The organism is Nocardia anaemiae NBRC 100462, assembly GCF_001612725.1.
Taxonomy (GTDB): Bacteria; Actinomycetota; Actinomycetes; order Mycobacteriales; family Mycobacteriaceae; genus Nocardia; species Nocardia anaemiae.
Genome location: NZ_BDAZ01000076.1, coordinates 20,809 through 39,329, shown reverse-complemented (window position 1 = coordinate 39,329; position 18,521 = coordinate 20,809). Strand labels below are relative to the sequence as shown.

The 18,521-nt window shown below is 63.9% G+C and carries 19 protein-coding genes; 5 read left to right on the top strand and 14 right to left on the bottom strand.

All coding sequences use genetic code 11. The features are described from left to right. Nucleotides 1-30: 30 nt before the first annotated feature. Nucleotides 31-816 (bottom strand): SDR family oxidoreductase, encoded by a 786-nt coding sequence (locus NA5_RS34560; protein ID WP_062993235.1) that lies wholly within the window; start codon nucleotides 814-816, stop codon nucleotides 31-33. Nucleotides 817-1,080: 264 nt separating this feature from the next. Here NA5_RS34560 and NA5_RS34555 point away from each other — a divergent pair, with 264 nt between their 5' ends. Together NA5_RS34555 and NA5_RS34550 are read left to right on the top strand one after the other, a co-directional pair. Beyond that, entirely contained in the window at nucleotides 1,081-2,160 is a 1,080-nt protein-coding gene (locus NA5_RS34555) for a zinc-dependent alcohol dehydrogenase (RefSeq protein WP_062993234.1), read from the top strand. Beyond that, nucleotides 2,147-3,304: a DUF3500 domain-containing protein gene (locus tag NA5_RS34550; protein ID WP_157110805.1), complete on the top strand. Its 1,158-nt coding sequence runs from the start codon at nucleotides 2,147-2,149 to the stop codon at nucleotides 3,302-3,304. The genes NA5_RS34555 and NA5_RS34550 overlap by 14 nt, the downstream gene beginning before the upstream one ends. Nucleotides 3,305-3,700: 396 nt before the next feature. Here the strand turns inward: NA5_RS34550 and NA5_RS34540 are convergent, their stop codons facing one another. From NA5_RS34540 to NA5_RS34530, 3 genes are read right to left on the bottom strand one after another with little or no spacing between them, the layout of a single operon-like run. Continuing rightward, complete coding sequence (locus NA5_RS34540; RefSeq protein ID WP_062993232.1) at nucleotides 3,701-5,287, bottom strand: FAD-dependent oxidoreductase; 1,587 nt, start codon at nucleotides 5,285-5,287, stop codon at nucleotides 3,701-3,703. Beyond that, the gene (locus tag NA5_RS34535; protein WP_062993231.1) at nucleotides 5,284-6,180 is read right to left on the bottom strand and encodes an alpha/beta fold hydrolase; all 897 of its coding nucleotides are present in this window, start codon (nucleotides 6,178-6,180) and stop codon (nucleotides 5,284-5,286) included. The genes NA5_RS34540 and NA5_RS34535 overlap by 4 nt, the downstream gene beginning before the upstream one ends. Beyond that, nucleotides 6,177-7,028, bottom strand: a complete 852-nt coding sequence (locus tag NA5_RS34530) for an alpha/beta fold hydrolase (protein ID WP_218020225.1) — start codon at nucleotides 7,026-7,028, stop codon at nucleotides 6,177-6,179. Before NA5_RS34530 ends, NA5_RS34535 begins: the two co-directional genes overlap by 4 nt. 110 nt (nucleotides 7,029-7,138) lie before the next feature. Between NA5_RS34530 and NA5_RS34525 the strand changes: the two genes are divergently transcribed. The 3 genes from NA5_RS34525 (at nucleotide 7,139) to NA5_RS34520 (ending at nucleotide 9,047) form a co-directional block, all read left to right on the top strand. After that, nucleotides 7,139-7,849 (top strand): TetR/AcrR family transcriptional regulator, encoded by a 711-nt coding sequence (locus NA5_RS34525; protein ID WP_245672559.1) that lies wholly within the window; start codon nucleotides 7,139-7,141, stop codon nucleotides 7,847-7,849. 149 nt (nucleotides 7,850-7,998) lie between these two features. After that, complete coding sequence (locus tag NA5_RS40935) at nucleotides 7,999-8,142, top strand: SRPBCC family protein (RefSeq protein WP_157110804.1); 144 nt, start codon at nucleotides 7,999-8,001, stop codon at nucleotides 8,140-8,142. Between the two features lie 5 nt (nucleotides 8,143-8,147). Continuing rightward, the gene (locus NA5_RS34520) at nucleotides 8,148-9,047 is read left to right on the top strand and encodes an SDR family oxidoreductase (RefSeq protein ID WP_062993229.1); all 900 of its coding nucleotides are present in this window, start codon (nucleotides 8,148-8,150) and stop codon (nucleotides 9,045-9,047) included. A gap of 3 nt (nucleotides 9,048-9,050) precedes the next feature. Here the strand turns inward: NA5_RS34520 and NA5_RS34515 are convergent, their stop codons facing one another. From NA5_RS34515 to NA5_RS34470, 10 genes are all read right to left on the bottom strand, one after another. Next, a complete protein-coding gene (locus tag NA5_RS34515; RefSeq protein ID WP_245672557.1) occupies nucleotides 9,051-9,668 on the bottom strand; it encodes a hypothetical protein in 618 nt (205 codons plus the stop codon). A 23-nt stretch (nucleotides 9,669-9,691) separates the two neighbouring features. Further along, nucleotides 9,692-10,657: an MlaD family protein gene (locus NA5_RS34510; RefSeq protein ID WP_062993228.1), complete on the bottom strand. Its 966-nt coding sequence runs from the start codon at nucleotides 10,655-10,657 to the stop codon at nucleotides 9,692-9,694. Further along, entirely contained in the window at nucleotides 10,654-11,691 is a 1,038-nt protein-coding gene (locus tag NA5_RS34505; RefSeq protein ID WP_063813779.1) for an MlaD family protein, read from the bottom strand. The genes NA5_RS34510 and NA5_RS34505 overlap by 4 nt, the downstream gene beginning before the upstream one ends. 68 nt (nucleotides 11,692-11,759) lie before the next feature. Then, the gene (locus NA5_RS34500) at nucleotides 11,760-12,863 is read right to left on the bottom strand and encodes an MlaD family protein (protein ID WP_245672555.1); all 1,104 of its coding nucleotides are present in this window, start codon (nucleotides 12,861-12,863) and stop codon (nucleotides 11,760-11,762) included. Beyond that, the gene (locus tag NA5_RS34495) at nucleotides 12,863-13,906 is read right to left on the bottom strand and encodes an MlaD family protein (protein WP_062993225.1); all 1,044 of its coding nucleotides are present in this window, start codon (nucleotides 13,904-13,906) and stop codon (nucleotides 12,863-12,865) included. The genes NA5_RS34500 and NA5_RS34495 overlap by 1 nt, the downstream gene beginning before the upstream one ends. Continuing rightward, nucleotides 13,894-14,901, bottom strand: coding sequence for an MlaD family protein (locus tag NA5_RS34490; RefSeq protein ID WP_062993224.1), 1,008 nt, complete (start codon nucleotides 14,899-14,901; stop codon nucleotides 13,894-13,896). Before NA5_RS34490 ends, NA5_RS34495 begins: the two co-directional genes overlap by 13 nt. Next, nucleotides 14,898-15,989 carry an MlaD family protein gene (locus NA5_RS34485; RefSeq protein ID WP_062993223.1) on the bottom strand — a complete coding sequence of 364 codons (1,092 nt, stop codon included), beginning with the start codon at nucleotides 15,987-15,989 and terminating at the stop codon, nucleotides 14,898-14,900. The genes NA5_RS34490 and NA5_RS34485 overlap by 4 nt, the downstream gene beginning before the upstream one ends. 4 nt (nucleotides 15,990-15,993) lie before the next feature. Next, on the bottom strand, nucleotides 15,994-16,860 hold the full coding sequence (locus NA5_RS34480) for an ABC transporter permease (protein ID WP_062993222.1): 867 nt from the start codon (nucleotides 16,858-16,860) through the stop codon (nucleotides 15,994-15,996). Continuing rightward, nucleotides 16,860-17,711, bottom strand: a complete 852-nt coding sequence (locus tag NA5_RS34475) for an MlaE family ABC transporter permease (protein ID WP_062993241.1) — start codon at nucleotides 17,709-17,711, stop codon at nucleotides 16,860-16,862. The genes NA5_RS34480 and NA5_RS34475 overlap by 1 nt, the downstream gene beginning before the upstream one ends. A gap of 11 nt (nucleotides 17,712-17,722) precedes the next feature. Further along, a complete protein-coding gene (locus tag NA5_RS34470) occupies nucleotides 17,723-18,403 on the bottom strand; it encodes a TetR/AcrR family transcriptional regulator (protein WP_062993221.1) in 681 nt (226 codons plus the stop codon). Between the last annotated feature and the right edge of the window lie 118 nt (nucleotides 18,404-18,521).

The following is an 18,521-nucleotide window of genomic DNA, read 5'->3' as shown; positions in this document are numbered from 1 at the left end:
TGAAGTCCTTGTGGCTGTAGTGTTTCGGGATCAGAGACTGGGAATGAGCCCGCCATCGACGCGCACCACCGAACCGGTGATGTAGGACGCTGCGCCGCTCGCCAGGAACGCCACGGTCGACGCGTACTCATGCGGGTCGCCGTAGCGGCCGATCGGGATGGTGGCCGCACTATCTGCGGCGATCTGTTCGACGGTTTTGCCCTGCGCCTCGGCCTTGATCTGGTCGAGACGCTCGACGCGCTGGGTGCCGATGCGTCCCGGCACGACGACGTTGCAGGTGACCCCGTCCGCGGCCACCTCACGGGCCAGCGTCTTGGACCAACCGAGCAATGCGGCACGAAGGCTGTTGGACATGCCGAGGTTGGGAAGGGGGGCGATGACCCCCGAGCTGGTGCTGGTGATGACGCGCCCCCACCCTCGTGCCTGCATACCGGGGACGAGTCGGTCACTGATCGCGATCACCGACAGCACCATGGAACGGAAATTGTCGAGCCACAGCGCGGGGGGCTGGCCGAGGACCGGTGCGGGTGCGGGCCCACCGGTGTTGTTCACCAAGATGTCGACCGGACCGAAGCTCTGCTCGATCGCGGCGGTATTGCCTTCGATGACATCGAGGTCAGCGATATCCCAGGCAAGCGCTATGGCCCGGCCACCGGCGGCAACGATCGCGTCGCGGCGTGCTTCGGCGGCTGCGGGATGGATATCCGCGACGACCGCGTTAGCGCCCTCGGCCGCGAGTCTTTCCGCGATCGCACCTCCGAGTCCACCGCCGCCGCCCAGCACCAGTGCTGTTCTGCCGCCAATCCCAAGATCCAATGTTTACTCCTCGACCGCAGGACCGATGACTATCCTGCCTTTTTCACGAATCCGCTATTCACATATGTTCGAAACCGTACATCACAAGGGTGAGCACACCTAATACGAATAATCTATGTTCCCTATAGGGCAAACTTATACACCCAGGTCAGCCGACCGATCGAGAGGAAACTCCGCGACTGATCCGAAATGACACTTGGAAAACTAGTTTTTCTTCCCGTAGCCTCCCGATAATATAATGAATACCCAACGAAAGGCGCTGTTGTGTCCATTCCGGATACGATGCTCGCGGCCGTAATCGGCGAGCCGGGAATTATCGAGACCACAACTTTGCCGGTGCCCCACCCGGGGCCGGAAGATGTTCTCGTGCGGGTGCACCGAGCGTCGTTGTGCGGCACCGACCTCAAGGTCCGTAGCCGACGCTTCTTCGGCGGCGCGGGACCGGCGCCGGGCACATTCGTTCCCGGCCACGAGTACGCCGGTGTCGTGGCAGCGGTCGGCAGTGCCGTCGACGAATTCGCCGTCGGCGATCGTGTTGTCACCGAGGCTCATCGGGGTTGCATGCGCTGCGTCAACTGCCTGTCCGGTTCCTATACGGACTGCTTGAACTACGGGAACACGGCCAAGGGTCATCGCACACTGGGCATGACGGTCAACGGCGGCTTCGCCGAATATGTCGTCAACCACGTCTCGACGCTGTATCGGCTGCCCGATGCCATCGACTTCGACTCGGCGGTCATGCTGACCACCGCGGGCACCGTGATGCACGCTTACGACGTGCTCGATTCGCTGCTGGTCGGCGCCACCGTCGCGGTGATCGGCCCCGGCCCCATCGGGTTGTTGGCGGTACAGGTTGCCCGCCAGCTAGGGGCAGATCTTGTGACCCTCGCCGGCACCCGACCCGATCGGCTGGAAATCGGTAAGCAGTTCGGGGCCGATCACCTGTTCAACGTCCGCGTCGAAGACGCCGTCGCCGCGGTCCGCGATGCTACCGGCGGCCGCGGCGCCGATATCGTCGTCGAGTGCTCCGGCGCTGCGAGCGCGGTCGATGACGCAATCCACATGGCCAAGCGCTCCGGCAAGGTGGTTTTAGCGGGGTTCTTCGAACAGCCGGTATCTGCCGACCTCAATCACGCTGTCATGAACGGAATATCGATCCACACCGTCCGCGGCGAGGGTGCCGGGTCGGTAGCCAGGGCCCTGTCATTGGCATCCCGCGGCCGACTGTCAACCAACGACCTGGTGACACATCATTTCCCGCTCGAGCACATCGCCGAGGCTTTCGACACCTACGCCGAACGACGAGAAAACGCCATCAAAGTCATGATCGATGTCGCCGAATAAAGCCACCGACATCGGCGTGCGCGAGCTGATCGCCACCGACATGGCCGACCGCGCGTCCGCGTGGCTTTCGACCCTCAGCATCGAACAGCGAGTTCGGGCGCAGTTCGCCTCCCCACTGGCTCCGGACGCGGAGGCCGAACGCCTTCGCTGGTTCTACACCCCGACCGACCACGGTGGACTCGCCCTCCGCGACCAGACCGCACGCCAGCAAAGCCTGGCGATGCAACTGGTCGCGTCGGGTTTGTCCGAGGCCGGATATGCCACGGTCGCCACGGTGATGGGCTTGGAGAATGTTCTCGATCAGGTCGAAGGATGGCACGTCCACTGGGGACGGGAACGCGGCCGGGATCCCGGCCTCTACTGGGTCAGACTATTCGGCCGACCGGGCGACCCGGTCTGGGCATGGCGCTTCGGGGGCCACCACATCTCGCTCAACAACCTCATCGTCGGCGGCCGCCTCGTCTCGACGACGCCGTGCTTCATCGGAGCCGATCCGGCCAGTACCGCATTGCTCGGTTCGGCGCTGCGGCCGCTGGGCGGACCAGAAGAGGCAGCGCGGCAATTGGCACGATCGCTGGACTCCGACCGCTACCACGTGGCGCTCTTGCACAAGAGCGCGATCTCGGACATCGTCTCCGGAAACCGGCCGATCATCGCCGACGGCGACACGATGATGCATATGCAGGATTTGTGGCGCGGCCGATTCCCCGACCCGGCGCTGCGGGCTCTGGTCGACGATGTCGACCGGCGCGCCGAAGCGGCCAGCGGATACACCGAGGCCGACCACCGCGCCATGGCCATCTCCGTTCCCCCTGCTGGCTTGTCCGCGCGCGACCTCGATCCAGAACAGCGCCACATTCTGCGAAATCTGATCGCGCTGTACAGCGGTCGGGCACCGAGCGCGCTCGCGGATGCTCACGCCGCGCACTATGCGGTCGACGACGTACTCGACGAGATCCATTTCGGCTGGGCAGGCGGCCTCGAGTGCGGGGAACCCCATTACTACCGTATCCAGGGCCCGGATCTGCTCATCGAGTACGACAACACCCAGCGTGACGCCAACCACGCACATTCGGTCTGGCGCAATCCTCGTTCGGATTTCGGGCTGGACAGTCTGGCCGAGCACCGCCGACGCTCGCATTGACAACACAGCCGAAATGCTGCCCCGGTGCGACAATTCGCCCGGGGCAGCAACGCGTTTCGCTAGAACAAGCCCGCCGTGTTCACGCTCGGTAGCGAAAACAGGCATTGGCACGGCATCGCCGGATAGCTTTGGTCCACCTGATCATCGACTGCGACCGCCCGGGCCCAACCTCCCCGGATAGCCTCCCGCGCGAAGGTTACGGCCGCCTCGCGGGAGGCAATGAAATGCAATGGTGAACCGATACCGAGATCGACCATCAGATGCCACATCGCATTTCCAAACTTGCTGAACGCCCTCAGCGATGCCGACGGCGACCGCCCGACCTGTGCTGAGCAGTGGACGGCGGAAGCTGGCCGATCCGTGAGAGGTCAGTTCCGCGCAGGACGTGGTCGCGGGTCACGCCTTCCTCCCGACCTCGGGTACGGCAGGAGTGTCGGCGGCCGGAGTCATCGCAGCGGCACATGCCAGAGTCAACCGAGTCATCTCGGTAGTCGCGATGGAGCCGACGTAACCGTCGGGGCGGATCAACAGAAGTGTGGAATCTGTCAGACCGTAGATTTGGGCAAAGGAACCGGTGATGTCGGCGAGCACCACATCGCTGTCGATGTGATCTCCGCCGTTCACGGCGACCGTTCTCAGTTCCGCGCCAGCCTTCGGCCACGGCAATGTGGCCAGTTCCTCAGCCGCCGACGCGCCGTAGGCGATCGCGGTGAAATGCGGTCCGGAAAAGAGATCGAAAAGGCGCTGCACTCCCCCGGCCGCGTTCAGCAGTTTCGCATCCGGAGCCCGGTCGCCGACGCGCAGCGTCGCGGTTCGTTCGGCATCGGCCATACCCAGTGGGCCGCCGCGGTAATGGAGGCCGAGCTGGCGTTCGTCATCACCGCGCTTGATCGACGACGGGTCCAATTTGGCCAAGCCCTCGTACTTTTTGGTCGCCAAGCCCAACACCCCGGCCGCGATCGGCTGCCGCTCGGCCTCATAGCTGTCGAGCAAACTGTCCGGCGCACCAGCGAGCACCTGACCCAGTTTCCAGCCCAGGTTATAGGCATCCTGCAGACCGGTGTTGAGCCCTTGCGCACCCGCCGGGGGATGTACATGAGCGGCATCACCGGCGATGAATACCCGGCCCAACCGGTACCGTTCAGCCAGCCGAATGTTCGGGCGAAACACCGACTTCCAGCTGATCCGCGTCAAGCGCAGGCCCTTCTCGCCGGTTTGAGCGCGCAACCGCGCATCGAGATCGGCCTCGTCGAGAGCAGGCTCCTCCCCCTTTTGCAGGCGGATCATCACCTGAAACCGATCGGAGTGCGGTATGGGGCACGCACCGACGAACCGACCACCCGGACGCGGCCACACATGCCAGCGGTCCCGGGAAAGACCGTCCACCACGGCATCGACGATGATCACCCGATCGGCCTCGTCGGTCTTGCCTTCGAACCCGATGCCCGCTGTTTTGCGGACCGTGCTCGCCGCACCGTCGGCGCCGACAAGGTAGCGAGCGCAGATCTCCTCGACACCGTCGGGACCCGAGACCGTAGCCACGACCGCATCCGGGTATTGCTCGAATCCGACCAGTTCACAGTTCTTTTCGACGGCCACGCCCATCCGCAGGAGCCCATCGCGCAGCGCGGCGTCGGTACGGAACTGGGGAATCAACCAGGTATTCGGGTGCGGCACATCGGATGTCACCTTGTTGCGGGAAATCATATGCCAGGGAAGTGTCAGCGGACCGGCGTGGATACCCAACGGCGGGTAGGTGGCTCCACCGGCGAGGATATCGTCGAGGACGCCCAAGTCCTCGAGCACCTCCAGGCTGCGCGGCTGGACTCCCTTGGCGCGCGAACCCTCGAACGAGCGCGCGGCTTTGTCGATGATCCGCACCGCAAGTCCGCGGCGGGTCAGATCGATCGCCAAGGCGGTACCGGTCGGCCCGGCGCCCGCGACGAGCACGTCGATCGGTTCGGGCTTCGGCTCTGTCTTCATCGTGACGACTCTTTCTTGGCAGCATCGATAAACGCGGCGAACCGGCGACTCATCTGAGCGGGCTCCTCGTAAGGCACCATGTGCCCGCAGGGCGCGATGATGTGCGATTCGACAGGCGCGAGCAACGCGCATACCTCGTCGTAGTTCGTGATCGGGGTGACTTGGTCTTCATCGCCCCACAGCAGCATTCTCGGGATCGGCAGGGTCCCGGATTGCCGGTAGAGATCCTGACGGCCGGACAGTGGAAAGTCGGCCATGGTGGCGGCCAGGGAGTAAATCGAACCTTCGAACTGGTAGCTCTCGCGCACCATCGCCGCAAGCGCCGCGGACTGCAGCGGATCCCGGACATTGTGTGCCAAGTGCCGGTCGAGCATCCTGCTGCCCAGTCGCTTTGCCAGGACGGCGCCCAGCTTCTCGCGCCGCAGCAAGGCGGCAGCGGCAGGGGCGGACTGCAGCCCGGCGGGACCAGCCAACGTCAAGGTGGCGATGCGGTCGGTGTACTGCTGCGCGAAGGCCATACTCACCAGCGCACCCAATGATGTTCCGACGAGGTGGAAGCGTTCGGTGAGGCCCAAGCGCTCGGTGAGGTCGGCCAGTTGCCGCACGAACAGCGCCTGATCGTAAGTCGCCTGCACCCGATCGGAATAGCCGCGTCCGTAGGCGCTGTAGGTGACGGTGCGGAATCCGCGCGACTGCAGCTCGCCGACGAGTTGATCCCAATAGAACAGCGGGACAGTCATACCGCCCGCGAATACGACAGTCTCGCCTTCGGCGGGTCCGCCGACCTCGTAATGGGTGATGCCGTCGCCGCATTCGATAAAGTCACCGCGCAGGTCGGCACGCGTGGCCTGGTTCAGCTGGCGGGTCTCACCACGCACCACGAAATACTTCATCGCTGCTCCTTCTTCGGCGAAATCGCCTCGGCCGTCAAAAAGCTCAGCACCGCGCTGGCCACCCACTCCGGATCTTCGTCGGGTAGCAGATGACCACCGCCGGGGTGAACCTGTTCGAGGCTGCCGGGGATATCGCGAGTGAAATGCTGTCCGTCGATGGACGCGCTGCGCAGCACCAGCGTGGGCGCCGCGATGGCTGGAATCTCGGCGGTGCGATCTACCTGGTCGGTGTTGGCGAAGTCGATGAACGCCTGCTGATTGCCGGGCCGGGTCAGCATCGCGTGCACCCGGTCGACCATGGCGTCGTCCACCACCGAGGGGCGCGAACCCACCGCCGAGCGCAGATTGCGTTCGGTGGCCGAGCGAGATGCCAAATGCCGCATCAAGAACCGACCGATCGGGTTACGCGCCAGGCGCATTGCCAATGGCAACGATTTACCCGGGTAGCCGGTGGCATTGATCAACACCAGTCGCTCGACCCGCTGCGGGTAATTCAGCGCGAAGTTCCAGGCGATGTTGCCGCCGAGTGAATTGCCCACCACCGCGACCTCGGTGACCGCGATCGAGTCCAAGAAGGCGGCGACTGTCTTGGCGTACGCCTGTATCCGGTAGTCCCGATCCGCGCGCGGGCCGGTGAGGCCGAAGCCGGGCAGATCCGGACGAATCACATCGAACGACGACGACAATGCCGCGGCCACGTGGTCGAAACAGTGCAGCGAGGAGCCGCTGCCATGCAGGAGTAGCACCGCGGACCCCGTTCCGGCCCGCTTGTAGTGGATGTTGTGGCCCTCGACCATCGCGAAGCGCGAATCGGGGTCGATGTAGTCATCGGCTTCTCGTCTACCCATAATGGTTACAGTGTTACCGGTATATGACCGCAGGTCAAGTGATAATGGCGACATCGTTACCGATATATACTGATCGAGTGTCCAGCCCGTCGATGCGCAACAATGCGAGTGTGACCACAGCCGATTCAGACGCCGCCGAGACTCCGGCTCGCCGCTCCCCGGGCCGTCCACGCGTCCCCTTCGAGCGCATCGTGACCACCGCGCTGCGCATTGTCGATGAGGAAGGGGCCGATGCGCTGACGATGCGCACGCTCGCCCAACGTCTCGACTCCGGCACGGCGGTGCTCTATCGAGCGGTCGCCAATCGCGCCGAGCTCATCGGCCACGTAGTCGACTGGGTGCTCGGCGAGGTCGAAATCGAGGACGACGCGTCCGACGGCGACTGGCAGCGCGCATGTATCGCCGCCGCGGAGGCCATTTTCGGGGTCCTGCACCGTCACCGCGGGATCGCACCCCTGCTCATCGAACAGGTGCCCATCGGCCCCAACGCCCTCGCCTTACGCGAGCGCGTCCTGGCCATGCTGCTCGCCAATGGGTTTCCACCGGAGTCCGCTTCGCTCGTTTATGTCACCTTGGCGCGCTACGCGGTCGGATTCGCCGCACAGCTGCAGGGCCACAACACCGAAGCCAATATCGAGCCGGCCGCCATCACCGCGCTCTATCGCCAACTCGATCCCGCGCGGTTCCCCGCCACGCTGGCCGTCGCCGAGTGCCTACCGAAGCAGACCCTGGAAAGTGAGTTCCACTTCGGTCTGCAACTGCTCGTCGCGGGCCTCGTTCACCACCGTAACGCGGCCGCGGATGCCGTGAGCTCCAACTGATTTCGTACAGAGTATCGCAACACCGTTCGATCATTCCTGGCACTCACAACTCAATTCGGATACGCTGTAGCCGAATTAACTCGTCCGAGTCCGCGCGACGAAACCGTCGCGGCGTGAGCTCGCGAGCGTCCCGAAAACAGGAGAATCGCATGCGTACCGTTCAATCCAGCGCCACCTTCCAGGCAAGTCCCGACCAGATCTGGCAGGTCATCGGCGATCCGTCGCGCTGGCACGAATGGCTAGTGATTCACAAATCGCCGAAGAAGGTTCACGGCCTCGTCACGCAAAGCTGATCGAAATGGGCGAGCCGAGGAAAACCGTTGCCGCGATCGGTTGTACAGGCGATGTGGCCGAAGTCTTCGTACACGGCCTACTGGCACAAGGAGTCACTGTTCGGCTCCTGGCCCGCGATGCCGAGGCCCTGGCGCGTCGCTATCCCGAAGCGATCATCGTCGGCGGCAGCATGATGAACCCCGATGATGTCGCGCGGGCAGTCGACGGCGCGGAGGCGGCGTTCTTCTTGACGCCGATGGCACGACGGAATGACCCTTCGACGGAGTTCGAGGCAGCGAAAGCTGTTATCGCCGGTGCCAGGGCGGCACGGCTGAAGCACCTGATCTACACATCTGCGCTCGGAGCAGACCGGAATACGGGTGTCGGTGTGCTCGATGCCAAGTTCGAGGTCGAACGCCTGTTGGCGGTCAGCGGCGTCGCGCACAGCGTGCTGCGATGCGGCTCTTATATGGAAGATGTTTTCGACCCGCGGCTGAATTTGCTCCGCAAGGGAACATTCTTGTTGCCTATCGACAGGTCGCGCCGCATCAGCTACGTGAGCCAGAAAGATGTAGCCCCGTTCATCGTGCGAGAGTTGGTGTGTAAGGGCCACATATTGAATGGTGCCATCGACTTCGTCGCACCACGAAGTTACGCCGTCAATGATGTCGAGCAATTGCTGACGACAGCGGCGGGCCGCACGGTCAAAGCGTTGCCGCGGTTCCCCACCTACTACCTGTTCCTGGCCGCTTTACCCTATTTCCGCTGGCGTGGACACCGATTCTCCTCGATCATTCCGCTGGTTCGTTACTGGGACAGCCACGGCTCCGAAGCGTCGGAGAATACGGTCGCAGCGTTTGCGCCGTCATTCCATATGACCACGTTGGAGGAGCATCTCGATAATCTCTTCCAGCAACAGAAATAGGTTTCACTTCAGCGGTAGGGCGCCGTCCATGCCGCCGACATCGGTAATTTTCCATCCCGCGCCCGAATCGACGGTGACGTTGTAGGTCACCGTCGTTTGGCCGCCATCCGGGGTCTGGGCGTTGGTGGAGTTGACGTTCAGGAAGACGTTCACCTTGTACACGCCGCCGGTGTCGGAGGTGACCACGGCACTGATCGGGGTCGCGGTCGAGGACCATTTCAACGGCACCAGGATTTCCTGCAGTTTCGGTGCGGTGGCATCGAATTTGTTCGCCAGCTGCGCACTGGTGTTCGCCTTCAGCTTGGCGACCCACGCGTTGTAGTCCTGGAAGTTGATGGTGGAGGCGCCGACCGCGTAATCGGTGGCGACTTGCTCGGCATGGCGGTCGGCGGCGGCTGCGGCCTCGCGGTCACTGAGATCACCGCGAGCCGAAAGCCACAGCGCGGCGAATACCCCCGTGGCCGCCACCAGAGCGATGATCGCGGCACCGAGGACAATTGCGGAAAACCGAATCGATACCGTCCCCGATGCCCGCCTACCAGCTACGGATCGGTCGGCTGCCCGTACCGGTTTGTCAGTTGTCGTTTCTTCGTCGATTCGATCATTGACATCAAGTGTCATGGGCACTCCTCCTAGTGGTGTTGCTATTTGACGTTGATCTGCAAACGCAAGGCACCGTCACCGGTTTCGGCGAGTGCTTGCGAAATCAGTGCACTGAGGTCGACGCGGCTCAGCTGTCCGGCCGCATGCATCGTCAACGGCGTCAGCACCGGCACCAGCTTCGCCAGGTCGGGGCCCATCTGCTCGAGGTCGTCGGTGAATTCGGCGAAGAACGGGATGAGGCCGCTACCTTGGACATACATGTCCGGCATCCGTCCGATCCGGACGAGTCTCTCGATGGCTCGCGAGAGATTGTCCGCCGATGCTCCGACCTGGTTCCAGCCCGGCGCGGCAGCACTCATCGCCGGACCTGTCCAATCCATATCCGCACCCAATGCCTGCAGGTCGGTGAGCATGCTGTGTATCGCATCGGTGCGGGCCAGCAGAGTAGCGGCGAGCAGGCTGGTCGATCGAGCCAGCTGCGGCACGATGACATCGGTGCCCGCCAGCCCTCGGTTGAAGGTGTCGACGAGGTCACCGATCGCCTGTGGGTCCAGCTGTTCCATCAGGTGGGTCACCTGCCTGGCCACCTCGGGTATCGAGGTCGGCATCCGGATGGCCCTGGTGTCGATGTGCTGTCCGTCGCGCAGATACGGGGCGGAGCCGCCTTTTACGGGCGTGAATCGAACCTGTGGTTCGCCAAGCGCGGAAAGGTTTTCGATGGTGACCGTGCTGGCCACCGGGATGTGGTAATCGTCGCGGACCCGCATGCTGACCTGAACGCCATCGTCGCCGTTGCGCACGGAGACGACCTTTCCAACCCGGACCCCGGACAGCAATACCGGTGACTCCGGACCCAGGCTGCCCGAATTGTTCAGCGTCATCGTCAATTTGGCATAGCTGGCAAAGTCGACGCCGACTACCTCGAACATGAGATACGCCAGGGCGATCACCGCTACCGCCGCGATGCTCGTCAATGATATTGCGGGACCGAGAATTCGTGATTTCACCGCACGGCTCCGATCATGCGCATGGTGTCGATGATCCGACTGGTTTGATCCGGTATGGGGACCCCGTTTCCGGTGTCGACAGCGGTGATGTCGACTTTGGGCCCGTGCTCGACGAACGGGATGATCCGGTCGCGAAGCAGTGATACGAGTCGGTTGAGGTTCGATGGGGCGTTCAAGTCCAGTGGCCGATCGGTGAACAGCAAGGGCACCAATGCTTTTGCGGCGGCGTCGCCCGCCGTCACCAGCGGCGTCATCCAGGTCAGGGCGTGCACGATGTCGCCCGTTGCACCGGTCAGCCCGAGCACGAGGATCAGCGATTGCAGCGCCGATGTGACGTGTGTAGCGCCCTGCTCATTCAGTAGTCCGGCCAGTTCTCGATCGCGGTCGAGCACCATCGCCACGTTGGCTTCCATACCGTCGAGGAAGTTGTCGACCTCGCCGAGATTCCTTGCGACGTCGGTGAAATCGGCACCGATGACCTGAGCGATATGAGCACTGTCGGCGGGCTGTTCGGGCAACACCGCATTCATGCGATTCACCAGATCCTGGAACTGCTGCACCGCGCCGCCCTGAACGAATGTCGCCAGGCCTGCCATGACGTCTTCGACCTGTACGGCTGGTTTCGTCTGTGTGATCGGGATGGTGCCGCCGTCGGCGATGGTTTTGTCGAATCCGTTCGGTGGGGTGCTCAGCTCGATGAAAACATCACCCAGCAGGGTGTTCTGCCGCAGCTGTGCGGTGGTGACGGTGGGGAGTTTCACCGCGCGATCGATATCGACGTCCGCGATCACATGGCCTGGGGCGGCGGCCGCGGGATTCACCAGCCTCACCATGGCGAGATCACCGACCTGTACACCGTTGGCCATCACCTTCGCCCGCCCCGGCAGATTCAGCGCATTGGCGAACTCGACATGCACCCGATAACCGTCGCCACGGCCCGTGCCCGGGACCGTAATGGCCGACGGATCGAGTGCGCAACCTCCGAGCGCGCATCCCGTCACCGCGAGCGCGAGCAGATTTGTCGTGAGTTTCATTGCACCCCAGCGCCTTCCGCGGTTGCCGAACGGAGTTTTCGACCGCAGTAGCACGGCGTATCCGGTCTTCATTTCGTTCCCGCCATGGCCAGGACCAGCGGAACCAGATCGATATCGGCCAAACCGTTTTCGCCGGAGCGACACCGGCCGGGGAGAGCGGCGTTGATCGCCGCACACATCTGATCGGCATCTGGTTGGGCGAGAGCGACTTTGGGTGCGCCGTAGGCGAGTGCGACCTGCCCGGTGCCCGGATCGATCGACCGTCGGAAGGCGTCGGACAGTGTCGGGATCATGTCGACCAACTGCTCGAGTGTGCTGACATTGGCGCCGACCCAGCGGACCAACGGCACGCTCGCCCGCACGACGTTCAGCAGCGGCCGTCCGAATGTCGTGGTGATGTCGTTGAACCAGGGCAGTAGTACCCGCAGCGCGTCGATGACGCCGACGAGCGGCGCGATGACCTCATTGTTGGCCTGGTCCAACATGCCGCTCAGGCGTGTGAGCATATGTTCGAGATCGCCCCAGTTGTTCTTCATCGCCGCAGCGAGCGTGTTGACCGCATCGATCAGTTCGCCGATGCGTCCGATGGCCGCGTCCGGTGATTTCAGCGCAGCACCGAGCTCGAGCAACAACTCGTTGAGCGCGGGGCCGGTGCCCGACACCGCGGTATCCAGAGCCGAAACGCCCCCGCTGACCGTGCCCTGTCGGGCCGGATCGTCGGGAGAGCTCATCTCGGTCGCGAGCTTCGACAGGGCATCCAGCGTCTGGGTCATGCTCTTCGGGGTGAGCGCGCGGGTGATGCACTGACCGGAGTCCCATCTCGGCGCGGGTGCAGGTGCCGACAGCATCGCGAGATTGCGGTCGGCGACGAGCGTGTCGGACAGGGTCACCGCTGAAACGTCGCCGCGCAGTGGGTGATCGGCATCGACTCGAAAGTCGACCCGCACTCCGTCGCCGGCTGGTTCGATCCGGGTCACCGAGCCGACCGGTATGCCGAGCATGGTGACGTGGCTGCCCAAGTAGAGCCCGGCCGCGTCCGGCATCATCGCGCAGTACGAACGCGTCGGCTTGTCGGCGCCGGTCAGCACGACGTACCCGGCGGCGGCGATCACGACGATGACCAGGACTGCCGAAACCGACATGAACCCGCGGGAGGCAAGGAATCGTCGCATCAGCACGACCTCCCCGGCACCGGAATGCACAGCGCGGGCGCGGGCACAGTCGTCGCGGATCGGTCTACGGCGGGACCACTCGGTCCACCGGCGATCTGCTGCAACTGCTGCCCCAGGTGCGCGACGGAGGCCAAAACACCGTCGAGGCGACCGGTCAGCCGCTCCAGTTCCGGAATCGCCTCACCAAGTTTGTCCAGCACCGGTTTGAACGTCTGGCCATAGGCCGGTTCTGTCGCCGCGAGGCGCGAGACCACCCGTTCGAGCAGATCCAACGACACGCCTAGCTCGGCCCGGTGGCCGAGGAGGATGTCGGTGGTGAGGTTGAGCTCTCGATTGAGCCGACCGTACAGCGCGGTATTGCTGCTGATCGCCGTCAAGTACTCCTGCGAAACCGCCAGCGCCCGTGAGACATCCGCGTTCTGTCTGTCAAGGATATCGACGATGGAATCCACCGCACGTCCCAGCTGTCGCAGCCCGTCCGGGCTCCGGACGAGTGCGGTCTGCAGCTCGCCGAGATTCTGGCGCAGGGTATCGCCGTTCACCTCGCGGATCGGTGTCACCGCGTCCTGGAACGCCTGACCGAGCGTGTACGGCAGCCGCACCCGGTCCTTCGCGATCACTTTCTGACGCAACGGTTTCGAGCCAGCTGATGTCAGTGCCACATAGTGGCCGCCCGCGATGGTGAGCATGCGGATGTCGAGGGTGGACTGGTCGCCGACGAAGACATCGGAGTCGACCGTGAAGGTCATGTGTACCCGATCGTCGTGCAGTTCCAGCGATTTGACCGTGCCGACGGTGATGCCCGCCATACGTATGTCCTCACCGGCGCGGACGGCTCCGGCCTCGGTCATATCGGCGCCGTACTCCGCCCGGCCGGGTGGCAGCACGTACAGGACGCCGCAGGCGGCCAGCACCAGCACCACCGCAGTCGCGCCGATCAGGCCCAGCCGCAGCTCACGGCGGCGCATCGATCGGTCGTCGGCGACAGGGCGATCGCCGGCGAGGTGAATCCGTTTGCGCATTCTCGAAATCAACGGTTGCATAGCGCGATCCTTTGACCGCCGATGAATACCCGCAGCTGCGGTGGCATCGGCGCATTTCCCTTCGAACAAGTCGCGTTCATTTCCGGTCCGGTGGCGGGCAACATCGCATCCAGCGCCTGCAGCAGACCGGGAAGTTTGCCCAGTACTTCGGTGGCCGCCTGCGGATCGGGAAACGCGGCGTGCAAAGCGTTTTCGAGATCAGGGTTGGTGTCGAGGGTGAACCCGAGTGTTGCGAGCATGTCGTCGATGGGACCGAGCAGGGGCGGTGCGGCAAGGGCAAAGTCGACGAGACCTTTTAATTTGTCCTCCAGCACGGTGAACAGGTTCGTCAGGCCCTGGATCAGAGTTTCCAGATACGGCGACTTCCCGCCGACGCGGTCGTCGATGGCGTGCAGGTTGCGGACCAGGGTGGAGATCACGACCTGACGGTCAGTGGCATAGCGGCTCAGCTGTTCCACGGCGTCCAGCGCCGGTCCCAGGCCGGTGCCGTTGCCCTGGATCACCGCGAGAACGCTTTCGGCGAGTTGGTTGAGCGCGCTGGGCGAAAACTCCCGAAGTACCGGTTGCAGCCCGTTGAACAGGGTGGTGATGTCGAAGGACGGGATCGTGTGCTCAGGCGCGACAGTCGCGCCCGCCGCCAGCCGCGCCCCCGGCGCGGCGGGTTGACGTAGATCGATATAGCGCTGGCCGGTCAGGGTTTGGTAGCGGATGGCGAAGGTGCTCGTGTCGAACACGGGGTGGTCGCGTTGCACGCTTACGCGCACGGAGGCTCGTCCCTGATCCAATGCGATCGCCTGTACCTTGCCGACTTGCACGCCGTACATCCGCACATCGTCGCCGGGCTTCAAACCATTGGCGTCGGTGAAAATGACGCGGAACGAGTCGGTGTCCCCGGAGACGGGCCGCTCGATCGCCGCCACCACCGTAGCCAACAGCACCGCCATCACGGCCCCGAATGCCACGAGCCGCAAAACCACGCCGACAGTGGATCTCATCGGGTACCTCCCGCAATCGCGGCCGGATCGCCCGGCGCAGGGGTCGCGACACCGGCTCCCGCGCCCGCGGTGCCGAACAGTGGGGCGGCCAGCACCGGAAATCCGCGCAAGGTGAGCTCGAGTCGCAGAATCGGTCCCTCGGGGGTGTCGACGAAGGAATTGTCGATGCGCTGCAACAGGGTTCGTAGCTCCGCACTCGACCGCTGTGGGGTGGGCACCATCTGGGCAGTGACATTCAGTAACGGCGCAAGCATGTCGCTGTAGCCGGTGTAATGCCGCGCCCCGGTGAGACCCAGATTCGTGATCGCGGGATACAACTGGTTGGCGATCATGTCGACCCCGGAGTCGAACAGCGGCTGATCGGTGCGCAGGACTTCGATGTTGTTGATGTGGTCGAGCAGATCGACAGTGGCACCGGCGAATTCGGCCGTTCCATGCAGTGTCGAGGCGTACTGCCCGATCAGAAAGGACGGATCGTAGCGCTGGGTATCGGAGATCGCCCGGCCCAGCATCACAATGGCTTCCAAGATCGGGGTGAAGGCCTTGGCATCGGTGGCCAGGGCGGTCAGCACGTCGGCCAATTGTGGTGTCAGCACCCGATCGGTGGTTTGCCCCAGCGATCGGATCAGGGTGCCCAGGGTGGCGTTCGAGACTCGCGACGCCGCCGCGCCGGTGAGGTCGACATTCCCGCCCTCATGTAGCGGGACACCGCCCTGGCCGCGGCGCAGCTCGAGTTCGCTGATGCCGAACAGGTTCGACGGGGCATAGTCGAGGACGAGTGCGTCGGTGAGTCCGGTGAGCTGAGACTTGTCCAGTCGCAGCGTGATCTGTTGCTGCCCGGCGCCGATACTTTCGATGTCGGTGACCTCGCCGACTTTGACCCCGTCCAGGCGGACTCGCGCTCCGGTGACGACGCCGTCGCCGATCTGCTCGGTGCGTAGTGTCACGCGCATTCGATCGTCCACGCGGACCGCCTGAGACCCTGCCCAGACCGCGGCCACCACCGCGACAACGGCCAAGGCGAGCACGCCCGTGCGGCGTGCGGACTTCCCGGTGGTAGCCGCGCCTGGCAATCCGTACGTTGGCATCTCGCTACCCCGTGAATGTGATCGTCGTGTTGAAACCCCAGATGACCAGGCTCAACAGCATGTCCAAAGCGATGATCGCGACGAAACTGGCGCGCACCGCTCGCCCGGAGGCGATACCGACGCCCTCCGGCCCGCCGACCGCGAAAAACCCCTGATAACAATGGATCAGGATCACCGCGATGCCGAATACCATCACCTTCAGCACGGCAGCGGCGATATCGGGACCACTGACGAATTGGCCGAAATAGTGCTGGTAGACCCCCGATGACTGGCCATGGACGCCGACGACGACCAAGGCGCACGACAGATAGCTCAGGATCAGTGTGACCAGAAACGTGGGCACGATCGCGACCACCCCCGCGATCACCCGGGTCGTCACCACGAACGGAATCGACCGCAGCCCAAGGCATTCGATCGCGTCGATCTCCTCGGATATCCGCATCGACCCGATCTCCGCGGTCATCCGGCATCCGGCCTGCGCCGCGAATCCGATGGCCGCGATGATCGGCGCCAACTCCCGAGTGTTGGCGAACGACGAGACGATCCCGGTCAGCGGGCCGAGCCCGACCATGTTCAACGTGCCAAAGGACTGGATCCCCACGGCCGCGCCGAGCACCATACCCAGCAGGATCAGCATCGGCACCGTGCCGCCGCCGACGATCAGTGAACCCCTCCCCCAGGTCGTTTCGCTGATGGTCCGCAGAGTTTGCTTCCGATAGTGCCGGAGCGTCAACGGGATCGCCGACAAGACCTGCCAGCAGAACGAGAGCATGAACCCGATCGAGTCGACCGGCAACAACAGCCGTTGCCGCCGACGGATCACCCGATACGCCCAGCGCAGTCCTCGCGGCGCATACGGCGTCGCGGTCATCAGGCCAGCCTCGTCGGGGCGAACATCTGAACCAATTGGCTGACAACGAGATTCACGACGAGCACGGACACCACCGACAGCACGACCGACGCATTGACACCATCGGCCACCCCGCGCGGCCCGCCCTTGGCCTCCAACCCCCGCTGACAGCCGATGATCGCCACGATGAACCCGAAAAGGATCGCCTCCAGCAGCGAGATCCCCACATCGGTGACCGTGGTGAAAGAGCCGAAAGTGGCCCAATAGCTGCCCGAGGTCACGCCCTGCGCGCCGATCGCGACCGTGTATCCGGCGGCCACCCCGGTGAAGATGATCAGCACATTCAACAACGGTGCGACCAGCACCATCGCGAAAACGCGCGGAATCACCAGCCTACGGACCGGACTCACGCCCATGACCCGCAGCGCATCCACTTCCTCTCGGATGGTGCGTGCGCCCAGGTCAGCGGCGATCGCCGCGGCGCCCGCACCGCCCAGCAGCAGACCCGTCGCGATCGGGGCGCCCTGCTTGATAACACCGAGCCCGCTCGCCGCCCCCAGCAGCGAGTCACCGCCCAATTCTCGGATCATATTGCCGATCTGCATCGAGACGATCACACCGAACGGAACCGCCATCAGGATTGCGGGCAAGGCCGTAACCGTGACCAGATACCAAGCCTGATGCAGCATTTCTCGCCATTGGAAGCGCCCGCGCACCAGATCCCGCAGACCTTCCAGAATGGACTCGGTCGCGAGATCGACCGTCCGTCCCCAAGTCCGTAGGCCCGATACGACGGTATCGGAGAAATTAGTTCGCACGATCCGCAGTACGGATGCCTCGCGCCGCTGCGAGGTCGACACATCGGGTGCCAGAGCCAAAACAATCAATCTTTCGCTATCGGGTGTCCCAGTGCGAATAGCACCTGCTGGGCCAGGGTCTCGATCCATTCCGCCGTCACGGCGGCGGGATTACGTCGCGAAGTTCGCAGGACCGCCAAAACAACCTCGCCGGTCAGATCCAGCACGGCCCCGAGATCGTGGACGCGGAAGCACCCTGCCGATATCCCGGCACGGATGCCGGACGACAGGCGCGAGTGGATTTCACGGTTCTCCAGAATCCGATATCGCGCGGCGAGGACGATCGCGGCGGTTTCCGGATCGGTGACGCCGATCGCGGCGAGTGCCCGCACCTGCGCCCGCACGAGCTCGGCAGGCTCATCGATGCCAGCGGCAGCGTTGTCCAGGATCCCGGCAAGGTCCTCGACCACCTCGGCGGTAACAGCGGCGAACAACTCCTCTTTGCTGCCGAAATGGTTGTAGAAGGATCCGGTCGCGACACCGGCGTTGCGCGCCAAATCGGCGATCCCGAGTCGTGCGGCCATGCCGTTCCCCAAGGCCTGTCGCCCTGACTGGATCAGCGCCGCGCGCGTGCGTAGCACGCTCCGCGCCCGCGTACCCAGTGAATTGGAGTCCTTCGATTCCACCGCGTCGGTCGCGTGGACGCTCCGGGCACGAAGAGCGGATCCCGGGTCGATCTCGTCATCGACAGTGACTCGTCCACTCATAATGGATACAGTGTGTCCGATATCACCGCGACCGTCAATAGATTTCCAGCAACATTGTTGCCGATATTTTGCGGAGGTCATAGGTCCGATCCACTTGGAAAGCGGCCCCGCGAGGCGA